The organism is Salmonella sp. FC25216, assembly GCF_057751355.1.
The window spans coordinates 320,941-344,006 of the sequence record NZ_JBDGON010000004.1; the positions used below are offsets into that span (position 1 = coordinate 320,941).

Below are 23,066 nucleotides of genomic sequence, written 5' to 3' on the forward strand. Positions count from 1 at the left end.
ATTTGATTATGCGTAACACTGGACACCGCTGGCAGGAGTCGGCGCGTTTATGCAGGGTTAAGTGGCGGCGATCACACTTTTATGCTCATCCCCGCTCCTCCTCCCTCCCTAATCCGTGCCGGGAGGAGGAAGGTCAACATCGAGCCTGGCAAACTAGCGACAACGTTGTTTTATTACCCGAGGACGGATTTCCTATGTCACAGCCAACCTTCAATAAAGATCAATTCCAGGCCGCCCTGACGCGTCAGTGGCAGCGTTTCGGTTTACTGTCGGCGTCCGACATGACGTCTCGTCAGTGGTGGCAGGCCGTTAGCGGCGCGCTGGCAGAATTACTGAGCGCGCAGCCGGTAGCGCAGCCGACGAAAGGCCAGCGTCATGTGAACTACATTTCGATGGAATTTTTGATTGGCCGCCTGACGGGAAATAACCTGTTAAATCTGGGGTGGTACCAGGACGTTAGCGATGTGCTGAAAGCGCATGACGTCAACCTGACCGATCTGCTGGAAGAGGAAGTCGATCCGGCGCTCGGCAACGGTGGTCTGGGACGTCTGGCCGCCTGCTTCCTCGATTCGATGGCGACCGTCGGGCAGTCCGCCACGGGCTATGGTCTGAACTACCAGTATGGGCTGTTCCGTCAGTCATTTGTTGAAGGCAAGCAGATGGAAGCGCCGGATGACTGGCATCGCGGCAGCTATCCGTGGTTCCGCCACAACGAGGCGCTGGACGTTCAGGTTGGGATCGGCGGTAAAGTCACCAAAGAAGGGCGCTGGGAGCCCGGCTTTGTGATTACAGGCCAGGCCTGGGATCTGCCGGTGTTGGGCTATCGTAACGGCGTCGCGCAACCGCTGCGTTTGTGGCAGGCGACCCATGCGCATCCGTTTGATCTGACCAAATTCAACGACGGCGCTTTCCTGCGTGCGGAACAGCAGGGTATCGATGCGGAAAAACTGACGAAGGTGCTTTATCCCAACGATAACCACACGGCGGGTAAAAAACTGCGTCTGATGCAGCAATACTTCCAGTGTGCCTGCTCGGTAGCGGATATTCTGCGTCGCCATCATCTGGCCGGACGCAAACTGCATGAGCTGGCGGATTATGAAGTCATTCAGCTAAATGATACCCACCCGACTATTGCCATCCCTGAACTGCTGCGCGTATTGCTGGATGAACACCAGATAAGCTGGGACGATGCCTGGGCGATTACCCGCAACACTTTCGCCTACACCAACCATACCCTGATGCCGGAAGCGCTGGAGTGCTGGGACGAGAGATTAATCAAAACTCTGTTGCCGCGTCATATGCAGATTATCAAGCAGATTAATGACCGCTTTAAGACGCTGGTCGATAACACCTGGCCGGGCGATAAGCAGGTATGGGCAAAACTGGCGGTGGTGCATGACCGCCAGGTACGCATGGCCAATATGTGCGTGGTCAGCGGCTTTGCGGTCAACGGTGTGGCGGCGCTGCACTCCGATCTGGTCGTGAAAGATCTGTTCCCGGAATATCACCAGCTTTGGCCGAACAAATTCCACAATGTCACCAACGGCATTACGCCGCGTCGCTGGATCAAGCAGTGCAATCCGCAGCTTGCGGCGTTGCTGGATAAAACGCTGAAAAAAGAGTGGGCTAACGATCTCGACCAGTTGATCAACCTCGAAAAATACGCTGACGACGCCACATTCCGTCAGCAGTATCGCGACATCAAACGGGCGAACAAAGAACGGCTGGTGAAATTTATCCAGGCCCGTACCGGGATTGAGATTTCGAGCCATGCGATTTTTGATATTCAGATCAAACGCCTGCACGAGTACAAGCGTCAGCATCTGAATCTGTTGCATATTCTGGCGCTGTACAAAGAGATCCGCGAAAATCCACAGGCTGACCGCGTACCGCGCGTATTCCTGTTTGGCGCGAAGGCGGCGCCGGGCTATTACCTGGCGAAGAACATCATTTTTGCTATCAATAAGGTCGCGGAAGCCATTAATAACGACCCGGCGGTGGGCGATAAGCTGAAGGTCGTTTTCCTGCCGGATTACTGCGTCTCGGCGGCGGAAATGCTCATTCCCGCGGCGGATATTTCCGAGCAAATTTCTACTGCCGGGAAAGAAGCGTCCGGCACCGGTAACATGAAGCTGGCGCTGAACGGGGCGTTGACAGTGGGAACGCTGGACGGCGCTAACGTTGAAATCGCTGAGAAGGTGGGCGAAGAGAATATCTTTATTTTTGGCCATACTGTGGAAGAGGTGAAGGCGCTCAAAGCTAAAGGCTACGACCCGGTGAAATGGCGTAAAAAAGACAAAGTGCTGGATGCGGTGCTAAAAGAGCTGGAAAGCGGTCAATACAGCGATGGCGATAAACATGCCTTTGACCAGATGCTGCATAGCCTCGGCAAACAGGGGGGCGATCCGTACCTGGTCATGGCGGACTTCGCCGCTTATGTCGAGGCGCAAAAGCTGGTGGATGCGCTGTATCGCGACCAGGAAGCGTGGACGCGCGCCGCGATCCTCAATACCGCGCGCTGCGGTATGTTCAGTTCCGATCGCTCTATTCGCGATTATCAGGCCCGTATCTGGCAGGCAAAACGCTAAGGGAGCGCGATGGAAAATAAACGTCTCGATAGTGCCGCGCTGGTGGCGGGGATCAGCCCCAGTTACATCAATGCTCATGGCAAACCGCAGTCTATTGGCGCTGAAACCAAGAGACGTTTGCTGGCGGCGATGCACGGTACGACCACCGGACCACAGGCGATCGTGCCGAATGTGAAGGTTTATACTGCGGGTAAAAAAATGGCGTTACCGGTACAGGGGCGCGGTGAGTTTGCCTGGCTGCTGACCACTGAAGAGGGCGTGCATTACAAAGGGCGCGTGACGGGCGGTAAAAAACTTAACCTTCCGGCTACGTTGCCGGAGGGTTACCACACCCTGACGTTGACCCAGGATGAACAGCGAACGCACTGTCGTATTATCGTTGCCCCGCCGCGATGCTATGAACCGCAGGCGCTGCTGGAAGGGAAAAAACTGTGGGGGGCCTGCGTCCAGCTTTATACCCTTCGTTCAGAAAAAAACTGGGGTATTGGCGATTTCGGCGATTTGAAGTCGATGCTGGCCGACGTTGCGAAACGCGGCGGCGCGTTTATCGGCCTGAACCCGATCCACGCGCTTTATCCGGCGAATCCGGAGAGCGCCAGTCCCTACAGCCCCTCGTCCCGTCGCTGGCTGAACGTGATATATATTGATGTTAACGCTGTCGAAGATTTCCGCCTGAGCGAAGAGGCGCAGGCGTGGTGGCAAATGCCCGCCACACAGCAAAGACTGCGACAGGCGCGAGATGCGCAATGGGTGGATTACGTTACCGTTACCGCGCTGAAAATCACGGCGCTGCGGATAGCGTGGACGAGGTTTGCCGCTCGCGACGATGCGCAAATGGCGGAGTTTCGTCACTTTATCGCCCGCGAAGGCGAGAGCCTTTACTGGCAGGCGGCATTCGACGCGCTGCATGCGTATCAGGTGAAAGAGGATGAGCAGCGCTGGGGCTGGCCAGCCTGGCCGGAGGCGTACCAGTCGGTAGAGTCTCCCGCTGTGAAAAAATTCTGTGAAGCGCACCGCGAAGAGGTGGAGTTTTACCTCTGGCTTCAGTGGCTGGCCTGGCGCCAATTCGCCGCCTGCTGGGATACCTGTCAGAGTTTTAAGTTGCCGATTGGTCTGTACCGCGATCTGGCGGTTGGCGTGGCGGAAGGCGGCGCGGAAACCTGGTGCGACCGGGAGCTGTATTGCCTGAAAGCATCCGTCGGTGCGCCGCCGGATATCCTCGGCCCGCTCGGTCAGAACTGGGGGCTGCCGCCAATGGACCCGCATATCATTGTCGCCCGGGCGTATGAACCCTTTATCGACCTGCTGCGCGCCAATATGCAAAACTGCGGCGCGTTGCGCATTGACCATGTTATGTCGTTGCTGCGTCTGTGGTGGATACCGTATGGCGAAACAGCGGATCGCGGGGCATATGTTCAGTATCCGGTTGACGATCTGTTAGCTATTCTGGCGCTGGAGAGCCAACGTCATCGCTGTATGGTGATAGGCGAAGATCTGGGGACGGTGCCAGTTGAGATTGTCGGCAAGCTGCGCGATAGCGGGGTCTATTCTTATAAAGTGCTGTGGTTTGAAAATGACCTTGAGAAAAACTTCCGCGCGCCAGGCGCGTATCCGCAACAATCGATGGCTGTCGCCTCGACGCACGATCTCCCCACGCTGCGCGGCTATTGGGAATGCGGTGACCTGACGTTGGGTAAAGCTCTGGGGCTTTATCCGGATGAAGTGATTCTGCGCGGGCTGTATGAGGATCGCGAGCGGGCGAAACAGGGGCTATTGGACGCGCTGCATAAATATGGCTGTCTGCCAAAACGCGCCGGGCATAAGGCATCGTTAATGTCGATGACGCCGATACTAAATCGCGGACTTCAGCGCTATATCGCCGACAGTAACAGCGGTCTGTTGGGGCTTCAGCCGGAGGACTGGCTGGATATGGCCGATCCGGTTAACGTGCCGGGCACCAGCTATCAGTATAAAAACTGGCGGCGAAAATTGTCCGCGTCTCTTGAGGCCATGTTTGCCGATGAGGGAGTGAACAAGCTGATTAAGGATTTGGACAGACGCCGAAAAGCGGCCGTGAAGAAGGCGTAACGTTATTTTGCCGGATGGCGGCGCGCAATGTGTCTTACCTGGCCTACGAGGATTTTTGTAGGCCGGGTAAGCGAAGCGCCACCCGGCAATATTTTATCAGACCACCATACCCAGTAGCAGACAGCCAATCAGGCCGCAGATGGAGATGATCGTTTCCAGCATCGACCAGGATTTAATGGTCTCGCCGATAGTCAAATTGAAATACTCTTTGAACAGCCAGAAGCCTGGATCGTTAACGTGAGAGAAAATCACGCTCCCGGAACCGACCGCGATAACCATCAGTTCAGGGCTAACGCCGGTAGTGGCGATCAGCGGTGCCACAATGCCACCTGCGGTAATCGCCGCGACAGTCGCGGAGCCCAGCGCGATACGCAGAACCGCCGCGATAGACCACGCCATAAACAGCGGAGAGACATTGGTTTCATGCATCATTGAAGCGATGTATTTATCCACGCCGCTATCGACCAGCACCTGCTTGAACGCGCCGCCGCCGCCAATGATCAGCAGCATCATGGCGATAATTTTGATGGAGGAGACCAGCGTATCGTTAATCTGATCCATCGAACGCCCGCGGTTCAGGCCAAAGGTGAACATCGCAATCAGTACGGCAATCAACGTAGCCATGACCGGGTCGCCCAGGAACTCGGCAACGGGCAGGAAAGCGTGGCCTTTTGGCAGAATCATCTCGGCAATCGCACGCATCGCCATCAGAATAACCGGAACCAGCGACGTCCAGACGCTGACGCCAAAGCCCGGCATCTCTTCTTCCGTAAAGGTTTTCGCGCTGTACAAGCCTTCCGGGATCGGCTTATCAATGCCTTTCAGAAAACGGGCGTAAACCGGGCCGGCAAGGATCACGGTCGGGATCGCCAGAATCGTACCAAACAGCAGCGTTTTACCCATATCAGCATGGAAAATCGTGGCAATCGCGGTTGGGCCCGGGTGCGGCGGCAGGAAGCCGTGTGTGACGGAGAGCGCCGCGGCCATCGGCACGCCGACGTACAGTAACGGAATATTCGCCGCCGCGGCAATGGTGAATACCAGCGGTAGCATCAGGACGAAGCCCACTTCATAGAACAGAGCGAAGCCGACGGTAAAGCCGGTTAACACCACGGCCCACTGGATATGCTTTTTACCAAATTTCGCGATCAGGGTAGTGGCGATACGTTGAGCGCCGCCGCAGTCGGCAAGCATTTTGCCCAGCATGGCGCCAAATCCCATAATCAGGGCCAGGCTGCCAAGTGTACCGCCGACACCGGCTTTGATGGAGCCGATGACTTTATCCAGCGGCATTCCCTGCATCAACCCGACAGCGAGCGCTACCAGGACAAGGGCGATAAATCCGTTCATTTTGAAGCGGATCATCAGAAGAAGTAACAAGATAACACCGATAGCAACGATGACTAATGGCATGATTTACCTGGCCTTTACTTTGTTATGGGTAACGTCATTGTTTCGACGACAAATTCCTGTTATCCCCGACGGGAACAGAGCCACAATAGCACCAATACTGATTAACGTTGAAACGAATGAGCGTAGTCAGATGTTATATGGATGTTAGGTGCCCATAAGAATGATACGGGTAACATAGGGGTGTTGAAAATGGCTCTGGCAGGCAAAATTTAAATTATGAGACACAGGTCATGTTATCGGGGGAGAAGAAAGACCATCGACCTGAGGTGTGGCTGATAGCGCCGGATGGCGGCGTAAACGCCTTATCCGGCCTACGGTAGCGCAGACGGCAGGCCCGATAGGCGCAAGCGCCATCGGGCATGGATGCGGGTAAAATATTAGTAGTATGAGTGCTCGCCGCGCTGGTGTTCGGTCAAATCGCGAACCCCTTTCAGTTCCGGAAATTCATTCAGCAACTGTTTCTCGATCCCTTCTTTCAGCGTGACGTCAACCATAGAGCAACCGTTGCAACCGCCGCCAAACTGCAGAATAGCATAGCCTTCATCGGTAATTTCCATCAGCGAGACGCGACCGCCGTGGCCCGCCAACTGAGGGTTAATCTGCGATTGCAGAGCATACTCCACGCGCTCCATCAGCGGCGCGTCATCGGCCACTTTGCGCATCTTCGCGTTTGGTGCTTTCAATGTGAGTTGAGAACCTAGCTGGTCGGTCACGAAATCAATTTCCGCATCTTCCAGATAGGGGGCGCTCAGCTCGTCGACATAAGCGGTCAGCAAATCGAATTTGAGCGCGGTGTCAGTGGCTTCCACGGCGTCGGGCGGACAATAAGAAACGCCGCACTCCGCGTTAGGGGTGCCGGGATTAATAACAAATACGCGGATTTGCGTCCCTTCCTCCTGATTTGCCAGCAGTTTGGCAAAGTGCGCTTGTGCAGCATCGGAAATACGGATCATAGTAATGGCCTAATAGTTGACTATTTTAGTTGGTTATAATACGCCCATCATCGAGGCTCTACAAGGTTCGACACAGGCACCATACCTGGACAGTCGCTGCGCCGTTGCGCAAAAGCAGTTGCGCGATTTCCGCGACGGTACTTCCGGTAGTGACGACATCATCCACAATAACCATATGGAGATCCCGTACCGGCAATTCAAGGCGAAACGCGTTTTTCAAATTGCGTTTACGTAACCTGGCGCTGAGATGATGTTGGACTGCGGTCGCCCGTACCCGCGTGATGGTCTGGCTGTTCCATGCACAGCCAAGCCAGCGCGCTAACGGTTGGCATAACAGATCGCTTTGGTTAAATCCCCGGTGCCAGTGTCGGCGCGGCCAGAGCGGAACGCTGACGATTCTGTCGGGAAGCTGCAAGCCAGTGCTGCGGCGCGCCATGAGAACCTCTTGCAACAGTAGACGCGCCAGAGCGGCGGCAATTTCGCTGCGGCGGGTAAATTTAAGCTGATGCACCAGTAAACTCAAAGGCGGCGTATAGTCGCTGACGCTCACCAGACGCTGCCAGGGCGGCGGTTTTTGCAGGCAGCGACCGCAGGGGAGCAAAGGATGCGCGGCAGGTAATCCGCATTGCGGGCACTGGCTGATACGCTGACGGACGGCGCGCGCGCATACGGAACAAATCCCCCAGTGACTTAACGCCAGCGGCATTCGGCATAGCCAGCATAATCCCGGTACTGTTAGCATAGGTGCATCCTTGTTAGGCAAAAGAGAACAGTAACTGATGAATGACATCTGGTGGCAGACCTACGGCGAGGGAAATTGTCATCTTGTGCTGCTGCACGGATGGGGATTGAATGCGGAGGTATGGCATTGCATTCGCGAGGAACTCGGCTCGCATTTTACGCTGCATCTGGTCGATTTGCCGGGCTATGGTCGTAGCACGGGGTTTGGCGCCATGACGCTTGAAGAGATGACGGCGCAGGTAGCGAAAAACGCGCCGGACCAGGCTATCTGGCTTGGCTGGAGTCTGGGTGGGCTGGTGGCGAGTCAGATGGCGCTCACACACCCTCAACGCGTTCAGGCGTTGGTGACTGTCGCCTCTTCGCCATGCTTTAGCGCGCGTGAGGGGTGGCCGGGAATAAAACCGGAAATCCTCGGCGGATTTCAGCAGCAGCTTAGCGACGATTTTCAGCGCACGGTGGAGCGTTTTCTGGCGCTGCAAACGTTAGGGACGGAGACGGCGCGTCAGGATGCCCGCACCTTAAAAAGCGTAGTGCTGGCGCAGCCTATGCCGGATGTAGACGTGCTCAATGGCGGACTGGAAATCTTAAAAACGGTCGATCTACGAGAAGCGCTTAAAAATGTGAACATGCCGTTTTTGCGTTTGTATGGTTATCTGGACGGTCTGGTGCCGCGTAAAATCGCGCCTTTGCTCGATACGTTATGGCCGTACAGTACATCGCAGATAATGGCGAAGGCGGCCCATGCGCCGTTTATCTCGCATCCGGCGGCGTTTTGCCAGGCGCTGATGACGCTAAAATCATCGCTGTAACCAGGGCGTTACCGGGCCCAGACCATTCTGCAAGATTAATGGCTTTCAGACGCCAGATCGGCAGGCGCCAGCCCGGTAACCCTAAGCACGGTATCGCGATCGAAACCATCGGTTAGCATGGAGCGGGCAATGCGCAATGCGGCGAGCCGTTGGCCTTCCTGTTTGCCTTGTTGTAGCCCTTTCTGTAACCCGTTACGATGCCCTTCCTGACGCAATCTTTCTGCGATAGTCATGATCTTCTCCTTATGCTGTGGGATACGCATAGCCACCTGGCGGATAAACGTATTGAAGCGCGCGGCGTCGCCAGTGTGCACCATGTAATTAAACAGACTTTGAAGCTGGGTGTCATTAGCGTATCCCTTAACCAGCAGGGCGACCAGCTGTTCGACAAGCCCCATCAGATCACGTTGGCGGATGTGTTTTTGTATGAGTTCCAGCAGCGCGACGCGGCGGTGCCGCATAATCTCGTCGTCCGGCACGACCGTAATATCGACCAGAGGAAAGGCGGTGGCGTATAGCTTACGCGCCATAACCGGGTCGGCAAATTCATCCAGCCAGCATAATGAGAACGGATACGGGCTTCGGTTTCCGTGGTAAAACAGCATTGGTACCACTAACGGCAACGTCTTATGCCCGGCCTCCAGGTGTCGTTGCATTGCAGCCATCGCGTAACGCATCAGCCGAAATGCCATATGCGCGTCCGGCGTACTCTGATGTTCAATAACCACGTAAATGTAACCTTCACCTTCACTTGTTTCCAGCGACCAAAGAATATCGGAATAATGGGGGCGTAAATCCTCTTCAATAAAGCTACCGGACTCCAGCCGTAACGTATTCAGATTACAGATTTGACGTAATGTCGACGGGAGATGGATTTCCAAAAAATCTCGTGCAGTATCGGGGTGGCATAAAAACTGTTTGAATACCGCGTCATGCGGCGTGGATGTTGTTGAGGTCGCCATATCGATCCGTCACCGGTGAAGTTCAATGACGTGACACTACGCGCTGACCGGGCTGATTGCAGTAGAGAATTAGTGCGCTTGCGAGGCGCATGGGGAGATAAATGCGGACGGCGGTAACGCTTTCATCTTTGTGGAAGGCATTACGCAAAATTGCCCGGCAGCGTGACGCGTACCGGGCAACATAACGCGGGATAAAGGCCGGATGAGAAGTGTTACGTCGCTATCCGGCGAAGGTTAACGCAAGGCCCACCATTCGCGCAGGCAGGCTTTACCTTCCGGACAACTTTTGCAGCTACCTGAAAGGCAGCCGTCCGGTTCTTCCGGGATACGTACCGCTTTACCCATGATCTCCAGTTGATTCAGCATGGCGTCGATCATTGGCTGCGGGGCGTGCAGCGTATGGCTGATCTGCGTTACCTCCATGCGACCCCGTAGCGCCAGTAGATCGCGAACCTGTATCAATGAAGCCATTTTTTACATCCCTTAGTGACAATTGCCCGCAGTGCCCGAACAACAGGAACTGACGTTTTTGCGGGTTGCCAGTAGTTCAATGTCCACACGGCTGCGGGCGCGGCGCAACAGGCTTAACACCACAACGTTAAAGACGATCACCGCCAGAATACAGATCAGGCTGTATGTAGGGTGTTGACTGAAGCTGGTAACCTGATAGAACAGCGTGGCGAGCGAATAGGCGATATTCAGTCCCCACAGGATTGAGAAGCTCATCCAGCCGCGGCTGGACTCGCGGGCGATAGCGCCCATCACCGAGATACACGGTACGTAAAGCAGGACGAAAATCAGGTAACTGTACGCCGCCGCGGCGCTGCCGAATTTTTGATCCATTACGCCCATCGCTCCGGTCGCCATTTCGCCGTCGCCTTTACTTGCTTCGATCGGGTTGGCCAGTACGCTCAGGCTAAAGGTGTCTTTCAGGCTTTGCCAGGTATCGTCAACCGCGCCCAGCAGTTCATCGCCGAGATGAAAGTCGGCAGGGTTAAACGCTTCGTCCTGAATATTTTCGGCGGTGTAGAGCGTGTTCAGCGTACCGACGACAACTTCTTTCGCCATGGCGCCCGTAAACAGACCCACGGTCGCCTGCCAGTTATCCTCATGGACGCCGATCGGTTTAAAGACTGGCGTGATCACCCGGCTTACAGAGGCGAGGGCTGAGTCATTAATGTTATCGACGATTTTGCCGCTCAGTGAGAAGCTGTTAAACGCGCTCAGGAAAATACTAACGATGATAATGACTTTACCGGCGCGCAGTACAAAACCTTTCAGGCGTTGCCAGGTCTGGATAATAAGGCTCTTGATATGCGGTACGTGGTAAACCGGCAGCTCCATCACAAACGGAGAGGCTTCGCCGCGCATAATGGTATGTTTCAGCATCAGGCCGGTTAATACCGCCATAACAATACCCAGCACGTACAACGAGAAGACCGCCAGCGCGCCGTTTTGCCCGAAGAAGGCGGCGGCAAAGACGGCGAAAATCGCCAGACGCGCGCCGCAGGACATAAACGGCGCCATCATGATGGTCATCAGGCGTTCGCGCGGAGCGTCAAGCGTGCGGGCGCCCATAACGGAAGGTACATTACAGCCGAAGCCGACAATCAGCGGCACGAAGGATTTACCCGGCAGCCCCAGCGCCTGCATCAGGCGATCCATGACGAAGGCCGCGCGCGCCATATAGCCGGAGTCTTCAAGGAAGGAGAGAAACAGGTACATCATCCCGATCTGCGGTACCAGCGGCAGGACGGTATTGATCCCGCCGCCAAGACCTTGCGCCAGGAAGATGGTTAACCAATCCGGGAAGTGCAGAGTGTAGCCAATCCACTGAATGCCATGAATAAAGATAGCGACGGAACCGGCATCAAACAGGGGTTGCAACGCGCCGCCGATGTTAATGGCGAGCAAGAACATCAGGTACATCACGAACAGAAAAATCGGTAAGCCGAGGAAACGGTTCAGGATAATTTTATCAACTGCGGTGGTGAAACGGCTGGGTTCGGCTGTCAGGGTATTGCTTACCACGTCGCAAATAGCGGCGATACACTGGTAACGGGCGTCGGCGATATGCAGCGCCGGGTCGTCCATTTCGTCCTTCAGACGGGCAAGGGAGGTGTCCAGGTTTTGCGCCGCTTCGCCTGCGTAAGCCTGGCTGTAGATATCGCCCTCCAGCATTTGCAGACCCAGCCAGCGGCGCTGTTGTAAAGGCATCTCCTGGGCCATCGCGTCGGCCAGGAAACCCGCCTCGCGCAGCAGCGGCTGGGCATAATGCACCAGTTCGACATTGTCGTTAGCGTTGTGACGGTCAATGGCCAGTTTCAGCGCCTCGATACCGCGACCGCGAGTCGATACCAGCGGTACGACAGGGCAACCCAGACGCGTGGACAGAGCGTCGACATCAATACGAACCTGCTGTTTTTCGGCAATATCCAGCATGTTGAGCGCGACAATACAGGGGATACCCAGCTCCAGCAGTTGCAGCGTCAAATAGAGGTTACGCTCCAGATTGGAGGCGTCCACAACGTTTATCAACAGGTCGGCATCGCCGCTCAGGATGTAGTGGCAGGCGATCTGTTCGTCGAGAGAGGTTTGCGACGAGATGGTCGTCAGCGAATAGGTGCCGGGTAAATCTACCAGCGTGACCTGGTGGTCAGTTGTCGAAAACTGACCCTCTTTACGCTCGACGGTGACGCCCGCCCAGTTCCCTACGCGCTGACGCGCGCCGGTGAGTTGGTTAAATAAGGTGGTCTTGCCGGAATTAGGATTACCAATTAAACCAATGGTTAATTTTTTCATTTTTATAGACTCACTGTATTAACAGGAAACCGCTTCCACTTCTATTAACGCCAAATCCTTTTTACGTAATACCAGACTCACGCGTCGTGTTTCGATATGGATCGGATCGCCTAAGGGCGCGACGCGGACGACATTAAATGAAGAGCCGGGCAACATGCCGAGCGAAAGCAGTTTTTGACGATACGCCGGGCTGATTTCACGCGCAAAGCCGGTGATTTTCCACGCAGTGTCAGGAGTGAATTGCATACGACCTACTTGTTTCTTGCTAACTGGATGTATACCTCATGCGGCGCTCAGGGGGGCGGCAGGAGACCCGATATTTAGCCAACGAAGGAAAGAGTAAATAATCAACAACACAATGATAATGAGAATGGTTTCTATCTTCAACGGTTAAAATGTGACGGAATGTACAAATAAGCGATAATTTGCGCCAATGTTGATATGGCTCAACATTTATTTGTCTTTTTGCAAATCCCCCTGTTGTGCAAATATCCACTATTTTTAATGTTTAATTAAGGTTTCATCTGTTAATAGAGTGATAATTAATAGTACGGATAGCAGAAGAGAATTAATTAACAGATTCTAATGGGTAAGATTTAATTGTTAATTAAAAAAGAAAGGGTTGGACGTATTGCAAAATCGCAGGCCGGATAAGAGATCATCCGGCCTGCGTATTACCCGATTAGCGTTTTTTCCCCAGTGCGGCTGCCAGCGCATCCATCATGGCGCTGTTACCGGCTGGCTGGGCGTCCCGACCGCGCGGTTTCACCGCTTTTGTTGCCGGGCGGTTTCCCTGAGCGCGATCGGCACCGCCGCTACGGCGAGCAGTGGTTTCGCCGGGCTGTTCGTCCAGACGCATCGTCAGCGCAATACGCTTACGTTGCAGATCCACTTCCAGCACTTTCACCTTCACGATGTCGCCGGCTTTCACCACGGTGTGTGGATCGTCGACGAATTTAGTCGACAGGGAAGAGATGTGAACCAGACCATCCTGATGGACGCCGATATCGACAAACGCGCCGAAGTTGGTGACGTTAGTGACCGCCCCTTCCAGAATCATACCCGGCAACAGGTCATTCATGGTTTCGACGCCATCGGCGAACTGCGCGGTTTTAAATTCAGGGCGCGGGTCACGGCCTGGTTTTTCCAGCTCTTTGATGATATCGCTCACGGTCGGCACGCCGAATTTATCGTCGGTAAAATCGGCGGCCTTGAGGTGACGCAATTCGTTGCTGTTGCCCATGAGATCTTTTAGCGCTTGCTGCGTCGCCGCCAGAATTCGTTCGACAACCGGATAGGCTTCCGGGTGGACGGTAGACGCATCCAGCGGGTTATCACCGTGGTTAATACGCAGGAAGCCCGCGCACTGCTCAAACGCTTTCGGCCCCAGACGGCTCACCTTCAACAGTTGCTGGCGATTCTGAAACTGACCGTTCTCATCGCGCCAGGCGACGATGTTCTGCGCCATCATACGCGTTAAGCCCGCGACGCGGGTCAGCAGCGGCACGGAGGCGGTATTCAAATCGACGCCGACGGCGTTTACGCAGTCTTCTACCACCGCATCCAGTTTACGGGCCAACTGGGTCTGGCTGACATCGTGCTGATATTGGCCGACGCCGATCGATTTCGGGTCGATTTTCACCAGTTCAGCCAGCGGGTCCTGTAGACGGCGGGCAATGGACACCGCGCCGCGCAGAGAAACATCCAGATCCGGAAACTCCTGCGCCGCCAGCTCAGAAGCGGAATAAACGGACGCCCCCGCTTCGCTGACGATCACTTTCTGCGCCGTCACGTTCGGGAATTGTTTCTGCACGTCGAGATAGAAGCGTTCGGTTTCGCGCGATGCCGTACCGTTGCCAATCGCTACCAGTTCGACGTGGTATTTTTCGCACAGCGCGGCGATAACGGTAGCCGCTTTGGCCGCCTGACCGGTATGCGGATAAATGGTATCCGTCGCCACCAGCTTGCCGGTGCCGTCAACGACAGCGACTTTTACGCCGGTACGCAAGCCAGGATCAAGGCCCATTGTGGCGCGCAGGCCAGCCGGTGCCGCCATCAGCAGGTCGTGCAGGTTACGGGCAAACACGTTAATCGCTTCGTCTTCCGCACGTTCGCGCACGGTGCCCATCAGTTCGGTTTCGAGGTGCATTAAGACCTTGATGCGCCATGTCCAGCTCACTACGCCCTTGCGCCAGCTATCCGCCGGGGCGTTATTCAGACGCAGGCCGAGATGGTCCATGATGATTTGTTCGCAGTAGCTCTCTTTTGGCGGCTCATCAAACTGTGGGTCGGCATTGAGCGAAAGTTGCAGAATGCCTTCGTTACGACCACGGAACATTGCTAACGCACGGTGAGACGGGACGTTGGCAATTGGCTCATGATGGTCGAAATAGTCGCGGAATTTTGCCCCTTCTTCCTCTTTGCCGCTCACGACGGTGGCAACCAGATGGGCGTTCTTCCACAGGTAATCACGCACTTTCGCCAGCAATGCGGCGTCTTCGGCAAAGCGCTCCATCAGAATGTAGCGTGCGCCATCGAGCGCGGCTTTCGTGTCCGCCACGCCTTTGTCGGCATCAATATACTTTGCCGCTTCCACATCAGGATCGTGGGACGGCTCGTTCCAGAGCAGATCGGCCAGCGGCTCAAGGCCGGCTTCAATGGCGATTTGTCCACGGGTGCGGCGTTTAGGTTTATAGGGCAGGTAGAGATCTTCGAGCTCGGTCTTACTTAACGTAGCGTTGATGGCGCCAGCCAGCTCATCGGTCAGTTTGCCTTGTTCGGAAATGGACTTGAGGATGGCCTGACGCCTGTCTTCCAGCTCACGCAGATAGCCCAGACGTGTTTCCAGGTTACGCAACTGCGTGTCATCCAGACCGCCGGTGATTTCTTTACGATAACGTGCGATAAACGGCACGGTGTTCCCTTCGTCAAGCAGGCGAACGGCAGCTTCAACCTGTCCGGCATGTGCCTGGATTTCACCCGCAATAATGCGGCAGAAAGAATCATTCATCATGGGTTAGCTTCGTCTTCAGGATAAAAATCAGGGGATAGTTATACGGATTGGCTGACAAAAATGCCAGCCATCAGCGGGGGCTTAGGATTCTTCTTGTCTTATTTGACGTATTCGATCGCATTGACGTACCAGTTTGCTTCGCCGACAGGGGTGTTGACCACCGCCAGATCGCCCACTTCTTTTTTCAGTAGTGCCCGCGCCATCGGCGAGTCGATAGAGATGTAATCCTTACGTCCAAAAATTTCATCGTAACCGACAATGCGGAACTTCAGCGTATCGCCGTCGTCATTTTCGATTTCCACCCAGGCGCCGAAGAAGACTTTGCCCTCCTGCTGCGGGGAATAATCCACGATTTTGAGATTTTCCATGCATTTGGTCAGATATCTGACACGTCTGTCGATCTCACGCAGGCGCTTTTTATTATACTGATAGTCGGCATTCTCGCTGCGGTCGCCCAGACTCGCAGCCCAGGTCACTTTTTTGGTGACCTCCGGGCGCTCTTCACGCCAGAGATAATTGAGCTCTTGTTTGAGTGTTTCGTACCCTTCGCGGGTGATCAGGGGCGTTTTCATCTCGTTGATTTACCTTTGCTGTCGATATTGCGCACACGGGGTATAACGTGATCGTCCCGACAGAATAAATAATGGGTTTGCTGATTAATTGTATATTTAAGCTGCTGTTAAATATGCTTTGTAACAATTTAGCCTGAAATTCATACCAGAATTCGCTGGTGACTCACGTGAGCTTTTTTAAGAATACACACTTACATTTGTTGCGAACCTTTGGGAGTACAGACAATGCAAGAGAATTATAAGATTCTGGTGGTTGATGACGATATGCGTCTGCGGGCGCTACTGGAACGTTATCTGACCGAGCAGGGCTTCCAGGTTCGAAGCGTCGCTAACGCCGAGCAGATGGATCGTCTGCTGACCCGTGAATCTTTCCATCTCATGGTACTGGATTTAATGCTGCCAGGTGAAGATGGTCTGTCGATTTGTCGTCGCCTGCGTAGTCAAAGTAATCCAATGCCGATCATTATGGTCACGGCGAAGGGTGAAGAGGTTGACCGTATCGTCGGGCTGGAAATCGGTGCCGATGACTACATTCCTAAACCGTTTAACCCGCGCGAGCTGTTGGCGCGTATCCGCGCCGTGCTGCGTCGTCAGGCAAACGAACTGCCCGGCGCGCCGTCGCAGGAAGAGGCCGTTATCGCGTTCGGTAAGTTTAAACTGAACCTCGGTACGCGCGAGATGTTCCGTGAAGATGAACCGATGCCGCTGACCAGCGGGGAGTTTGCGGTACTGAAAGCGTTAGTCAGCCATCCGCGCGAGCCGCTCTCTCGCGATAAGCTGATGAATCTGGCCCGTGGCCGCGAGTATTCCGCGATGGAACGTTCCATCGATGTCCAGATCTCCCGTCTGCGCCGCATGGTGGAAGAAGATCCGGCGCATCCGCGTTATATTCAGACCGTATGGGGCCTGGGCTACGTCTTCGTACCGGACGGCTCTAAAGCATGAGGCGAATGCGCTTCTCGCCGCGAAGTTCATTTGCCCGCACGCTGTTGCTCATCGTCACCTTGCTGTTCGTCAGCCTGGTGACGACCTACCTGGTGGTGCTGAACTTCGCGATTTTGCCGAGCCTCCAGCAGTTTAATAAGGTTCTGGCTTACGAGGTCCGCATGCTGATGACCGATAAGCTGCAACTGGAGGACGGTACGCAGTTAGTCGTGCCTCCTGCGTTTCGCCGGGAAATCTATCGCGAACTGGGGATCTCTCTCTACACCAACGAAGCTGCCGAAGAGGCCGGGCTGCGTTGGGCGCAACACTACGAATTCTTAAGCCATCAGATGGCGCAGCAGCTTGGCGGCCCGACGGAAGTGCGCGTTGAGGTCAACAAAAGCTCGCCCGTCGTGTGGCTGAAAACCTGGCTGTCGCCCAATATCTGGGTGCGCGTGCCGCTGACCGAGATTCATCAGGGCGATTTTTCTCCGCTGTTCCGTTACACGCTGGCGATCATGCTATTGGCAATAGGCGGCGCGTGGCTGTTTATTCGCATACAGAACCGACCGTTAGTGGATCTTGAACATGCCGCCTTGCAGGTAGGAAAGGGAATTATTCCGCCGCCGCTGCGTGAATATGGCGCCTCTGAGGTGCGCTCTGTGACCCGTGCGTTTAACCATATGGCAGCCGGTGTGAAACAATTGGCCGATGACCGTACGCTATTGATGGCGGGCGTCAGCCACGACTTGCGCACGCCGCTGACCCGCATTCGTCTGGCGACGGAGATGATGGGCGAGGAAGATGGTTATCTCGCGGAGTCGATCAATAAAGACATCGAAGAGTGTAACGCCATTATCGAACAGTTTATTGACTATCTGCGTACCGGTCAGGAAATGCCGATGGAGATGGCGGATCTCAATTCCGTACTGGGTGAGGTGATTGCGGCGGAAAGCGGCTATGAGCGTGAGATTAACACTGCGCTTCAGGCAGGCAGCATTCAGGTGAAAATGCACCCGCTCTCTATTAAGCGCGCGGTGGCGAATATGGTGGTCAATGCTGCCCGTTATGGCAACGGCTGGATTAAGGTCAGCAGCGGCACTGAGTCGCATCGCGCCTGGTTCCAGGTAGAAGATGACGGGCCGGGCATTAAGCCGGAGCAGCGTAAACATCTGTTCCAGCCTTTTGTGCGCGGCGACAGCGCCCGTAGCACCAGCGGAACAGGGCTGGGTCTGGCGATTGTGCAGCGCATTATCGATAACCATAACGGGATGCTGGAGATTGGCACCAGCGAGCGTGGTGGATTGTCGATTCGCGCCTGGCTGCCGGTGCCTGTGGCTCGCGTCCAGGGGACCACAAAAGAGGCATAAGAAAGGGAGGTATTAACCTCCCTTTCTTCTCAACGCTGGAATGGCGCTACACTTATCCGACCTGGTATTTCACACATTGTAGGCCGGATAAGGCAAAGCCGTCATCCGGCATATTCCTTACAGCTTCGGTCCGGCGCTAACCAGTGCTTCGCCTGCCGGGGTATCCGTGTACTTCTCGAAGTTCTCAATGAACAGTTTCGCCAGCGCGGTGGCTTTTTCCTGCCATTGTTCCGGCGACGCGTAGGTGTTACGCGGGTCGAGAATGCGGGTATCCACGCCCGGCAGTTCAGTCGGGATCGCCAGATCGAACAGCGGCAGACGGAAAGTTTCCGCGTTATCAAGAGAACCGTTCAGAATGGCGTCGATAATCGCGCGCGTATCTTTAATGGAGATACGTTTGCCGGTACCGTTCCAGCCAGTGTTAACCAGATAAGCCTGCGCGCCCGCCGCCTGCATACGTTTCACCAGCACCTCAGCGTACTGCGTCGGGTGCAACGTCAGGAACGCGGCGCCGAAGCAGGCGGAGAAGGTGGGGGTCGGTTCGGTAACGCCGCGTTCGGTGCCGGCCAGTTTAGCGGTGAAACCCGACAGGAAGTGGTACTGCGTCTGGTTAGCGGTTAAACGGGAAACCGGCGGCAACACGCCGAAGGCATCCGCAGTCAGGAAGATAACCTTAGTGGCGTGACCTGCTTTGGATACGGGCTTAACGATGTTATCGATGTGATAGATCGGGTAAGAGACGCGGGTGTTTTCGGTTTTGGAACCATCGTCGAAATCAACGGTGCCGTCCTCGCGCACGGTGACGTTTTCCAGCAGCGCATCACGGCGAATCGCGTGATAAATTTCTGGCTCCGCTTCTTTCGACAGCTTGATGGTTTTGGCGTAGCAGCCGCCTTCAAAGTTGAATACGCCGTCGTCATCCCAACCGTGCTCATCATCGCCAATCAGACGACGTTTCGGGTCGGTGGATAGTGTGGTTTTTCCGGTGCCGGAAAGGCCGAAGAAGACCGCGACATCGCCTTTTTCACCCACGTTGGCAGAACAGTGCATTGATGCGATACCTTTCAGCGGCAGCAGGTAGTTCATTACCGAGAACATCCCTTTTTTCATTTCGCCGCCGTACCAGGTGCCGCCAATGAGCTGAATACGTTCAGTCAGGTTGAACGCCACGAAGTTTTCCGAGTTCAGCCCTTGCTCTTTCCATTGCGGGTTGGTGCACTTCGCGCCGTTCATGACGATAAAGTCAGGCTTGAAATCCACCAACTCTTCGTCCGTTGGGCGAATAAACATATTTTTAACGAAATGGGCCTGCCAGGCGACTTCCGTAATAAAGCGTACGGAAAGACGCGTATCAGCATTTGCGCCGCAGAATGCATCAACAATGAATAAGCGTTTACCGGAAAGTTGATGCGTCACCAGATCTTTCAGATGTTGCCAGGTTTCCTGGGAAAGCGGCTTATTATCGTTTTTACCTTTACCCTTATCGGACCACCAGAGCGTATCACGCGTGGTGTCGTCGCGAACAATATACTTATCCTTAGGCGAACGACCGGTAAAAATACCGGTATCAACGGCAACGGCGCCCAGGTTAGTTAATACGCCACGCTCATAGCCTTCCAGACCAGGATTAAGTTCTTCCTGATAGAGGGTGTCGTAGCTGGGATTGTAAACGATATCCTGGACGTCATTGATACCATAAGCCTTGAGATCTTGCGGGGTTAAATTGTTAACGCGCATATCACTGCTCCTTAGCCAATATGTATTACCGGAAATAATAAGGTTTTTTGAAGTTGGTTAACCGCGACAAGGCTCATAGATTTACGTATCTGGACAAAATCACGATTGACGAAAAACACTGTGTCTCCTGTCACGCAGAGGCGGTTATTATGGCAGGAAACCTACTTTTGTTGTGGAAAATGTTCTGAAAACGTTAAAAGGAAGTGTTTTTGACCGACATAATGTGATGGTAATCGCATTCATGTAAGAAAGTGACGTAACACCAACATTAACAATATCGATTCACCTCTCTGCGTTTTTTTCTGAATTATGCATGACGACGCCTGGCGGTGAAGAGATGATGCAATAATGCGACTTTCTCATCATTCTGGATAACGACATGGAAAGTGTAGCGCTTTCACGTACTACTCGCTGGGGTATGATGCTCACCGGTTTGCTACAGGGAGTATTGTGCTACCTGCTGATGGCCTGGCTGGTACCGTATAATAGCGACTGGCTGTTCTATGGTATGCCCGCAACGATAGCGTTGTCGTCAATGCTATTGCTTACCGTGGTCTCTTTTAAACAGGGGGCGCTGTGGGGCTGGCTGGCACTAATCTTTGTGGTAGTGCTGGCAATGAGCGGCTGGCTGAAATGGCAGGTTGAGGCAGTGGATAAATGGCGCCAGGCCGATCTCCTCTGGCAGTATGGCCTCCGGCTTGTGTTGATGGCGATGCTGGTATTACCCTGGATGCAATATCAGTTGCATTCGCAAACCGGTTCGGTGCGTTATCCCCAGTTTTATATGCGGTTATGGCATAACGTACTGACATTGCTTATTGTCCTGGTCGCTAACGGACTGTTCTGGCTGGTTCTGCTGCTCTGGAGCGCGCTATTTAAACTGGTGGGCATCCACTTTTTCAGCACCCTTTTCTTTGAAACTGAAGGCTTTGCTTATGTGGCCATCGGCCTGATTACGGCGCTGGCGGTCATTCTCGCCCGCACGCAGTCGCGCCTTGTAGCGGCGGTACAAAAGCTGCTGACGCTGATCGCGATGGGTTTACTGCCGATAGTGTCGCTGCTGGCATTGCTGTTTATTGTGACGTTGCCCTTTACCGGACTGGAGGCGATTTCTGCGCGTGTTTCCGCTGCGGGGCTGTTATCCACGCTGATGCTGATGTTGCTGCTCCTTGTGGCGATCGTCAGTGAACCGCAAAAGCGCGTATTACCTTATCCGCGCGTACTACCCGGCATGATTAGCGCCTCGCTTTGCGTTGCCCCGATATATATGCTGCTAGCGGGCTGGGCGTTATGGGTACGCATTCAGCAATACGGCTGGACGCCGGATCGTCTGTATGGTGCGCTGACGGTGTTTGTATTGCTGGTATGGTCCTTCGGTTATCTGATCGGTCTGTTACGGCGCGGGCGCGATCCAGGTGAATGGCAAGGCAAGGTGATACTGAGCGTCTCTTTGCTGACGCTGGCGATATTGCTGTTGCTGGCCTCGCCTGTACTTGATGCCTGGCGTATTAGCGTCAACAGCCATATGGCGCGTTACCACAGCGGTAAAATTACTGCGGATCAGATCAGCCTGTATATGCTGGATCACAGCGGTAAAACTGGCCGTGAAGCGCTGAAATCGTTGCAGGATGACGGGATGTTTACGCAGGACAGAAAGCGCAAGCGGGAACTGATGACGCTTTTGCAGGAAAATAAGGTTTCCCCGACGGCGGACGATTTAGCGCGGGTGGTGATGATTGCGCCCGGTAGCCAGAAGCCGGATGCCGCATTTTGGGCGTTTGTCAAAGAGCAGAATTATTCGGCCGCTTCTTGCTTCGAACAGGATGCCTGCGTGCTGGTGAGCCAGGATCTTAACGGTGACGGTCAGCCTGAGCAGGTGCTGTATAACTTTATAGTTGCCGAGAGCCGGGTTTTTGGCTTAAAAGATCGGAAATGGACGCAAAGGGCGTTGGCCCAATTGCCGGACGGGTTTTCTAAGACGCAACTTTTGCGCGCGATTGCCGGGCATCGGTTAGACTCAGCTCCCAAAGCCTGGCGCGATATCATTATTGATGGTAAGCGGTTGGATGTGAATTACTACAACGAGTAAGCTTTTTGCCGGATGGCGGCATAAATGCCTTATCCGGCCTACGGAGCGGGATGCTGTAGGCCAGATAAGCGCAGCGCCATCAGGCAATGACGGTGCCGTATAAGATGCGATTAATGAACCTGTGGATCGGCAGGAGAGGCGTTGTTACGGATCTCCGCGATATCCATCGCATTGAACAGGTAATGATTGCCGCAGTAATCGCAGTGCATATCGATTTCGCCTTCTTCCGCCAGAATGCTGTCCACTTCTTCATCCGGCAATGTTTTCAGCGCGCCCGCGCAACGTTCGCGTGAACAGGTGCATTTGAATTCAACATCTTGCGGATCGTAGAGCGTGACCTCTTCTTCGTGATACAAACGCCACAGCACGTCATTTGCTGGTAGCGTCAGCAACTCTTCACTTTTAATGGTGTCCGTCAACATGGCCAGATGGTCGAAATCCTCCGCCTGCGCGTTCTGTGCCGGCATCACCTGGAGCAACATTCCACCTGCCGCTGGTTTACCGTCGACATCGCCGGTACGGATAAACAGGCGCGTCGGCAACTGCTCGGAGCGCAGGAAGTAATCCTCCAGGCACGCCGCCAGAGTATCGCCTTCCAGACCCACCACGCCCTGATAGCGTTCACCCTCTTCCGGGGTAATGGTGATCACCAGATAGCCGTTGCCAACCAGAGTTTTGAGATCCGCATTGTCAGGGATGTCGCCCTGAACGCGAGCCACGCCGCGCATCTGCTGCTGATTATTGCCATTGATCACCGCCAGGCTTAACGGCCCGTCGCCCTGGAGCTGTACCGTAATGTCACCGGCAAACTTCAGCGTCGCGGTGAGCAGGCTGGTGGCGACCAGCAGTTCGGCCAATACGGTTTTCACCGGCGGTGGGTAGTTATGATTGTCGAGGATCTGTTGCAAGGTTTCCGAAACGGTCACCAGCTCGCCGCGAACGGCAAAGTTTTCAAACAGATAACGATGTAATTGGTCATGTTGCGGCATAATCATCTCTCTTGCG

Annotated in this window: 17 protein-coding genes; 6 read left to right on the forward strand and 11 right to left on the reverse strand. The window is 54.5% G+C overall.

The window, feature by feature from the left end; genetic code table 11:
• The first annotated feature begins 194 nt into the window (after positions 1–194).
• The gene (gene malP / locus AC3G3F_RS10700; protein WP_488394960.1) at positions 195–2,588 is read left to right on the forward strand and encodes a maltodextrin phosphorylase; all 2,394 of its coding nucleotides are present in this window, start codon (positions 195–197) and stop codon (positions 2,586–2,588) included.
• Between the two features lie 9 nt (positions 2,589–2,597).
• Positions 2,598–4,676, forward strand: a complete 2,079-nt coding sequence (malQ, locus tag AC3G3F_RS10705; protein WP_220652183.1) for a 4-alpha-glucanotransferase — start codon at positions 2,598–2,600, stop codon at positions 4,674–4,676.
• Positions 4,677–4,772: 96 nt separating this feature from the next.
• Here malQ and gntT read toward each other — a convergent pair whose 3' ends face one another.
• From gntT to gntX, 3 genes are all read right to left on the reverse strand, one after another.
• On the reverse strand, positions 4,773–6,089 hold the full coding sequence (gntT, locus tag AC3G3F_RS10710; protein ID WP_070803409.1) for a gluconate transporter: 1,317 nt from the start codon (positions 6,087–6,089) through the stop codon (positions 4,773–4,775).
• A gap of 377 nt (positions 6,090–6,466) precedes the next feature.
• On the reverse strand, positions 6,467–7,042 hold the full coding sequence (gene nfuA, locus AC3G3F_RS10715; protein WP_000619387.1) for a Fe-S biogenesis protein NfuA: 576 nt from the start codon (positions 7,040–7,042) through the stop codon (positions 6,467–6,469).
• A 58-nt stretch (positions 7,043–7,100) separates the two neighbouring features.
• Entirely contained in the window at positions 7,101–7,784 is a 684-nt protein-coding gene (gene gntX / locus AC3G3F_RS10720) for a DNA utilization protein GntX (RefSeq protein ID WP_023247859.1), read from the reverse strand.
• Between the two features lie 37 nt (positions 7,785–7,821).
• Here gntX and bioH point away from each other — a divergent pair, with 37 nt between their 5' ends.
• The gene (gene bioH / locus AC3G3F_RS10725; RefSeq protein ID WP_023247860.1) at positions 7,822–8,592 is read left to right on the forward strand and encodes a pimeloyl-ACP methyl ester esterase BioH; all 771 of its coding nucleotides are present in this window, start codon (positions 7,822–7,824) and stop codon (positions 8,590–8,592) included.
• 35 nt (positions 8,593–8,627) lie between these two features.
• On the opposite strand, the gene AC3G3F_RS10730 is transcribed toward bioH, so the two are convergent.
• The 6 genes from AC3G3F_RS10730 to greB all read right to left on the reverse strand — a co-directional run bounded on the left by AC3G3F_RS10730 (position 8,628) and on the right by greB (position 15,941).
• On the reverse strand, positions 8,628–9,554 hold the full coding sequence (locus tag AC3G3F_RS10730; RefSeq protein WP_088733674.1) for an Rpn family recombination-promoting nuclease/putative transposase: 927 nt from the start codon (positions 9,552–9,554) through the stop codon (positions 8,628–8,630).
• Between the two features lie 234 nt (positions 9,555–9,788).
• Positions 9,789–10,025 carry a [Fe-S]-dependent transcriptional repressor FeoC gene (gene feoC, locus AC3G3F_RS10735; RefSeq protein WP_023247862.1) on the reverse strand — a complete coding sequence of 79 codons (237 nt, stop codon included), beginning with the start codon at positions 10,023–10,025 and terminating at the stop codon, positions 9,789–9,791.
• A 12-nt stretch (positions 10,026–10,037) separates the two neighbouring features.
• Complete coding sequence (gene feoB, locus AC3G3F_RS10740) at positions 10,038–12,356, reverse strand: Fe(2+) transporter permease subunit FeoB (protein ID WP_023247863.1); 2,319 nt, start codon at positions 12,354–12,356, stop codon at positions 10,038–10,040.
• Positions 12,357–12,374: 18 nt separating this feature from the next.
• Complete coding sequence (gene feoA, locus AC3G3F_RS10745) at positions 12,375–12,602, reverse strand: ferrous iron transporter A (protein ID WP_001160955.1); 228 nt, start codon at positions 12,600–12,602, stop codon at positions 12,375–12,377.
• A gap of 436 nt (positions 12,603–13,038) precedes the next feature.
• Positions 13,039–15,369 (reverse strand): Tex family protein, encoded by a 2,331-nt coding sequence (locus tag AC3G3F_RS10750; RefSeq protein WP_023247864.1) that lies wholly within the window; start codon positions 15,367–15,369, stop codon positions 13,039–13,041.
• A gap of 98 nt (positions 15,370–15,467) precedes the next feature.
• On the reverse strand, positions 15,468–15,941 hold the full coding sequence (gene greB / locus AC3G3F_RS10755; RefSeq protein WP_000856695.1) for a transcription elongation factor GreB: 474 nt from the start codon (positions 15,939–15,941) through the stop codon (positions 15,468–15,470).
• A 225-nt stretch (positions 15,942–16,166) separates the two neighbouring features.
• On the opposite strand from greB, the gene ompR reads away from it, so the two are divergent.
• Positions 16,167–16,886, forward strand: coding sequence for an osmolarity response regulator transcription factor OmpR (ompR, locus tag AC3G3F_RS10760; protein ID WP_001157751.1), 720 nt, complete (start codon positions 16,167–16,169; stop codon positions 16,884–16,886).
• Entirely contained in the window at positions 16,883–18,235 is a 1,353-nt protein-coding gene (gene envZ / locus AC3G3F_RS10765) for a two-component system sensor histidine kinase EnvZ (protein WP_001253818.1), read from the forward strand. The genes ompR and envZ overlap by 4 nt, the downstream gene beginning before the upstream one ends.
• Positions 18,236–18,352: 117 nt before the next feature.
• On the opposite strand, the gene pckA is transcribed toward envZ, so the two are convergent.
• A complete protein-coding gene (gene pckA, locus AC3G3F_RS10770) occupies positions 18,353–19,972 on the reverse strand; it encodes a phosphoenolpyruvate carboxykinase (ATP) (RefSeq protein WP_001265684.1) in 1,620 nt (539 codons plus the stop codon).
• 379 nt (positions 19,973–20,351) lie between these two features.
• On the opposite strand from pckA, the gene AC3G3F_RS10775 reads away from it, so the two are divergent.
• Positions 20,352–22,061 (forward strand): DUF4153 domain-containing protein, encoded by a 1,710-nt coding sequence (locus AC3G3F_RS10775; RefSeq protein ID WP_488394962.1) that lies wholly within the window; start codon positions 20,352–20,354, stop codon positions 22,059–22,061.
• A 110-nt stretch (positions 22,062–22,171) separates the two neighbouring features.
• On the opposite strand, the gene hslO is transcribed toward AC3G3F_RS10775, so the two are convergent.
• Entirely contained in the window at positions 22,172–23,050 is an 879-nt protein-coding gene (hslO, locus tag AC3G3F_RS10780; RefSeq protein WP_079796047.1) for an Hsp33 family molecular chaperone HslO, read from the reverse strand.
• Between the last annotated feature and the right edge of the window lie 16 nt (positions 23,051–23,066).

Coding starts and splice junctions, on each gene's coding strand:
- malP (WP_488394960.1), top strand. CDS start 195: ATGTCACAGCCAACCTTCAATAAAGATCAATTCCAGGCCGCCCTGACG.
- malQ (WP_220652183.1), top strand. CDS start 2,598: ATGGAAAATAAACGTCTCGATAGTGCCGCGCTGGTGGCGGGGATCAGC.
- gntT (WP_070803409.1), bottom strand. CDS start 6,089: ATGCCATTAGTCATCGTTGCTATCGGTGTTATCTTGTTACTTCTTCTG.
- nfuA (WP_000619387.1), bottom strand. CDS start 7,042: ATGATCCGTATTTCCGATGCTGCACAAGCGCACTTTGCCAAACTGCTG.
- gntX (WP_023247859.1), bottom strand. CDS start 7,784: ATGCTAACAGTACCGGGATTATGCTGGCTATGCCGAATGCCGCTGGCG.
- bioH (WP_023247860.1), top strand. CDS start 7,822: ATGAATGACATCTGGTGGCAGACCTACGGCGAGGGAAATTGTCATCTT.
- AC3G3F_RS10730 (WP_088733674.1), bottom strand. CDS start 9,554: ATGGCGACCTCAACAACATCCACGCCGCATGACGCGGTATTCAAACAG.
- feoC (WP_023247862.1), bottom strand. CDS start 10,025: ATGGCTTCATTGATACAGGTTCGCGATCTACTGGCGCTACGGGGTCGC.
- feoB (WP_023247863.1), bottom strand. CDS start 12,356: ATGAAAAAATTAACCATTGGTTTAATTGGTAATCCTAATTCCGGCAAG.
- feoA (WP_001160955.1), bottom strand. CDS start 12,602: ATGCAATTCACTCCTGACACTGCGTGGAAAATCACCGGCTTTGCGCGT.
- AC3G3F_RS10750 (WP_023247864.1), bottom strand. CDS start 15,369: ATGATGAATGATTCTTTCTGCCGCATTATTGCGGGTGAAATCCAGGCA.
- greB (WP_000856695.1), bottom strand. CDS start 15,941: ATGAAAACGCCCCTGATCACCCGCGAAGGGTACGAAACACTCAAACAA.
- ompR (WP_001157751.1), top strand. CDS start 16,167: ATGCAAGAGAATTATAAGATTCTGGTGGTTGATGACGATATGCGTCTG.
- envZ (WP_001253818.1), top strand. CDS start 16,883: ATGAGGCGAATGCGCTTCTCGCCGCGAAGTTCATTTGCCCGCACGCTG.
- pckA (WP_001265684.1), bottom strand. CDS start 19,972: ATGCGCGTTAACAATTTAACCCCGCAAGATCTCAAGGCTTATGGTATC.
- AC3G3F_RS10775 (WP_488394962.1), top strand. CDS start 20,352: ATGGAAAGTGTAGCGCTTTCACGTACTACTCGCTGGGGTATGATGCTC.
- hslO (WP_079796047.1), bottom strand. CDS start 23,050: ATGCCGCAACATGACCAATTACATCGTTATCTGTTTGAAAACTTTGCC.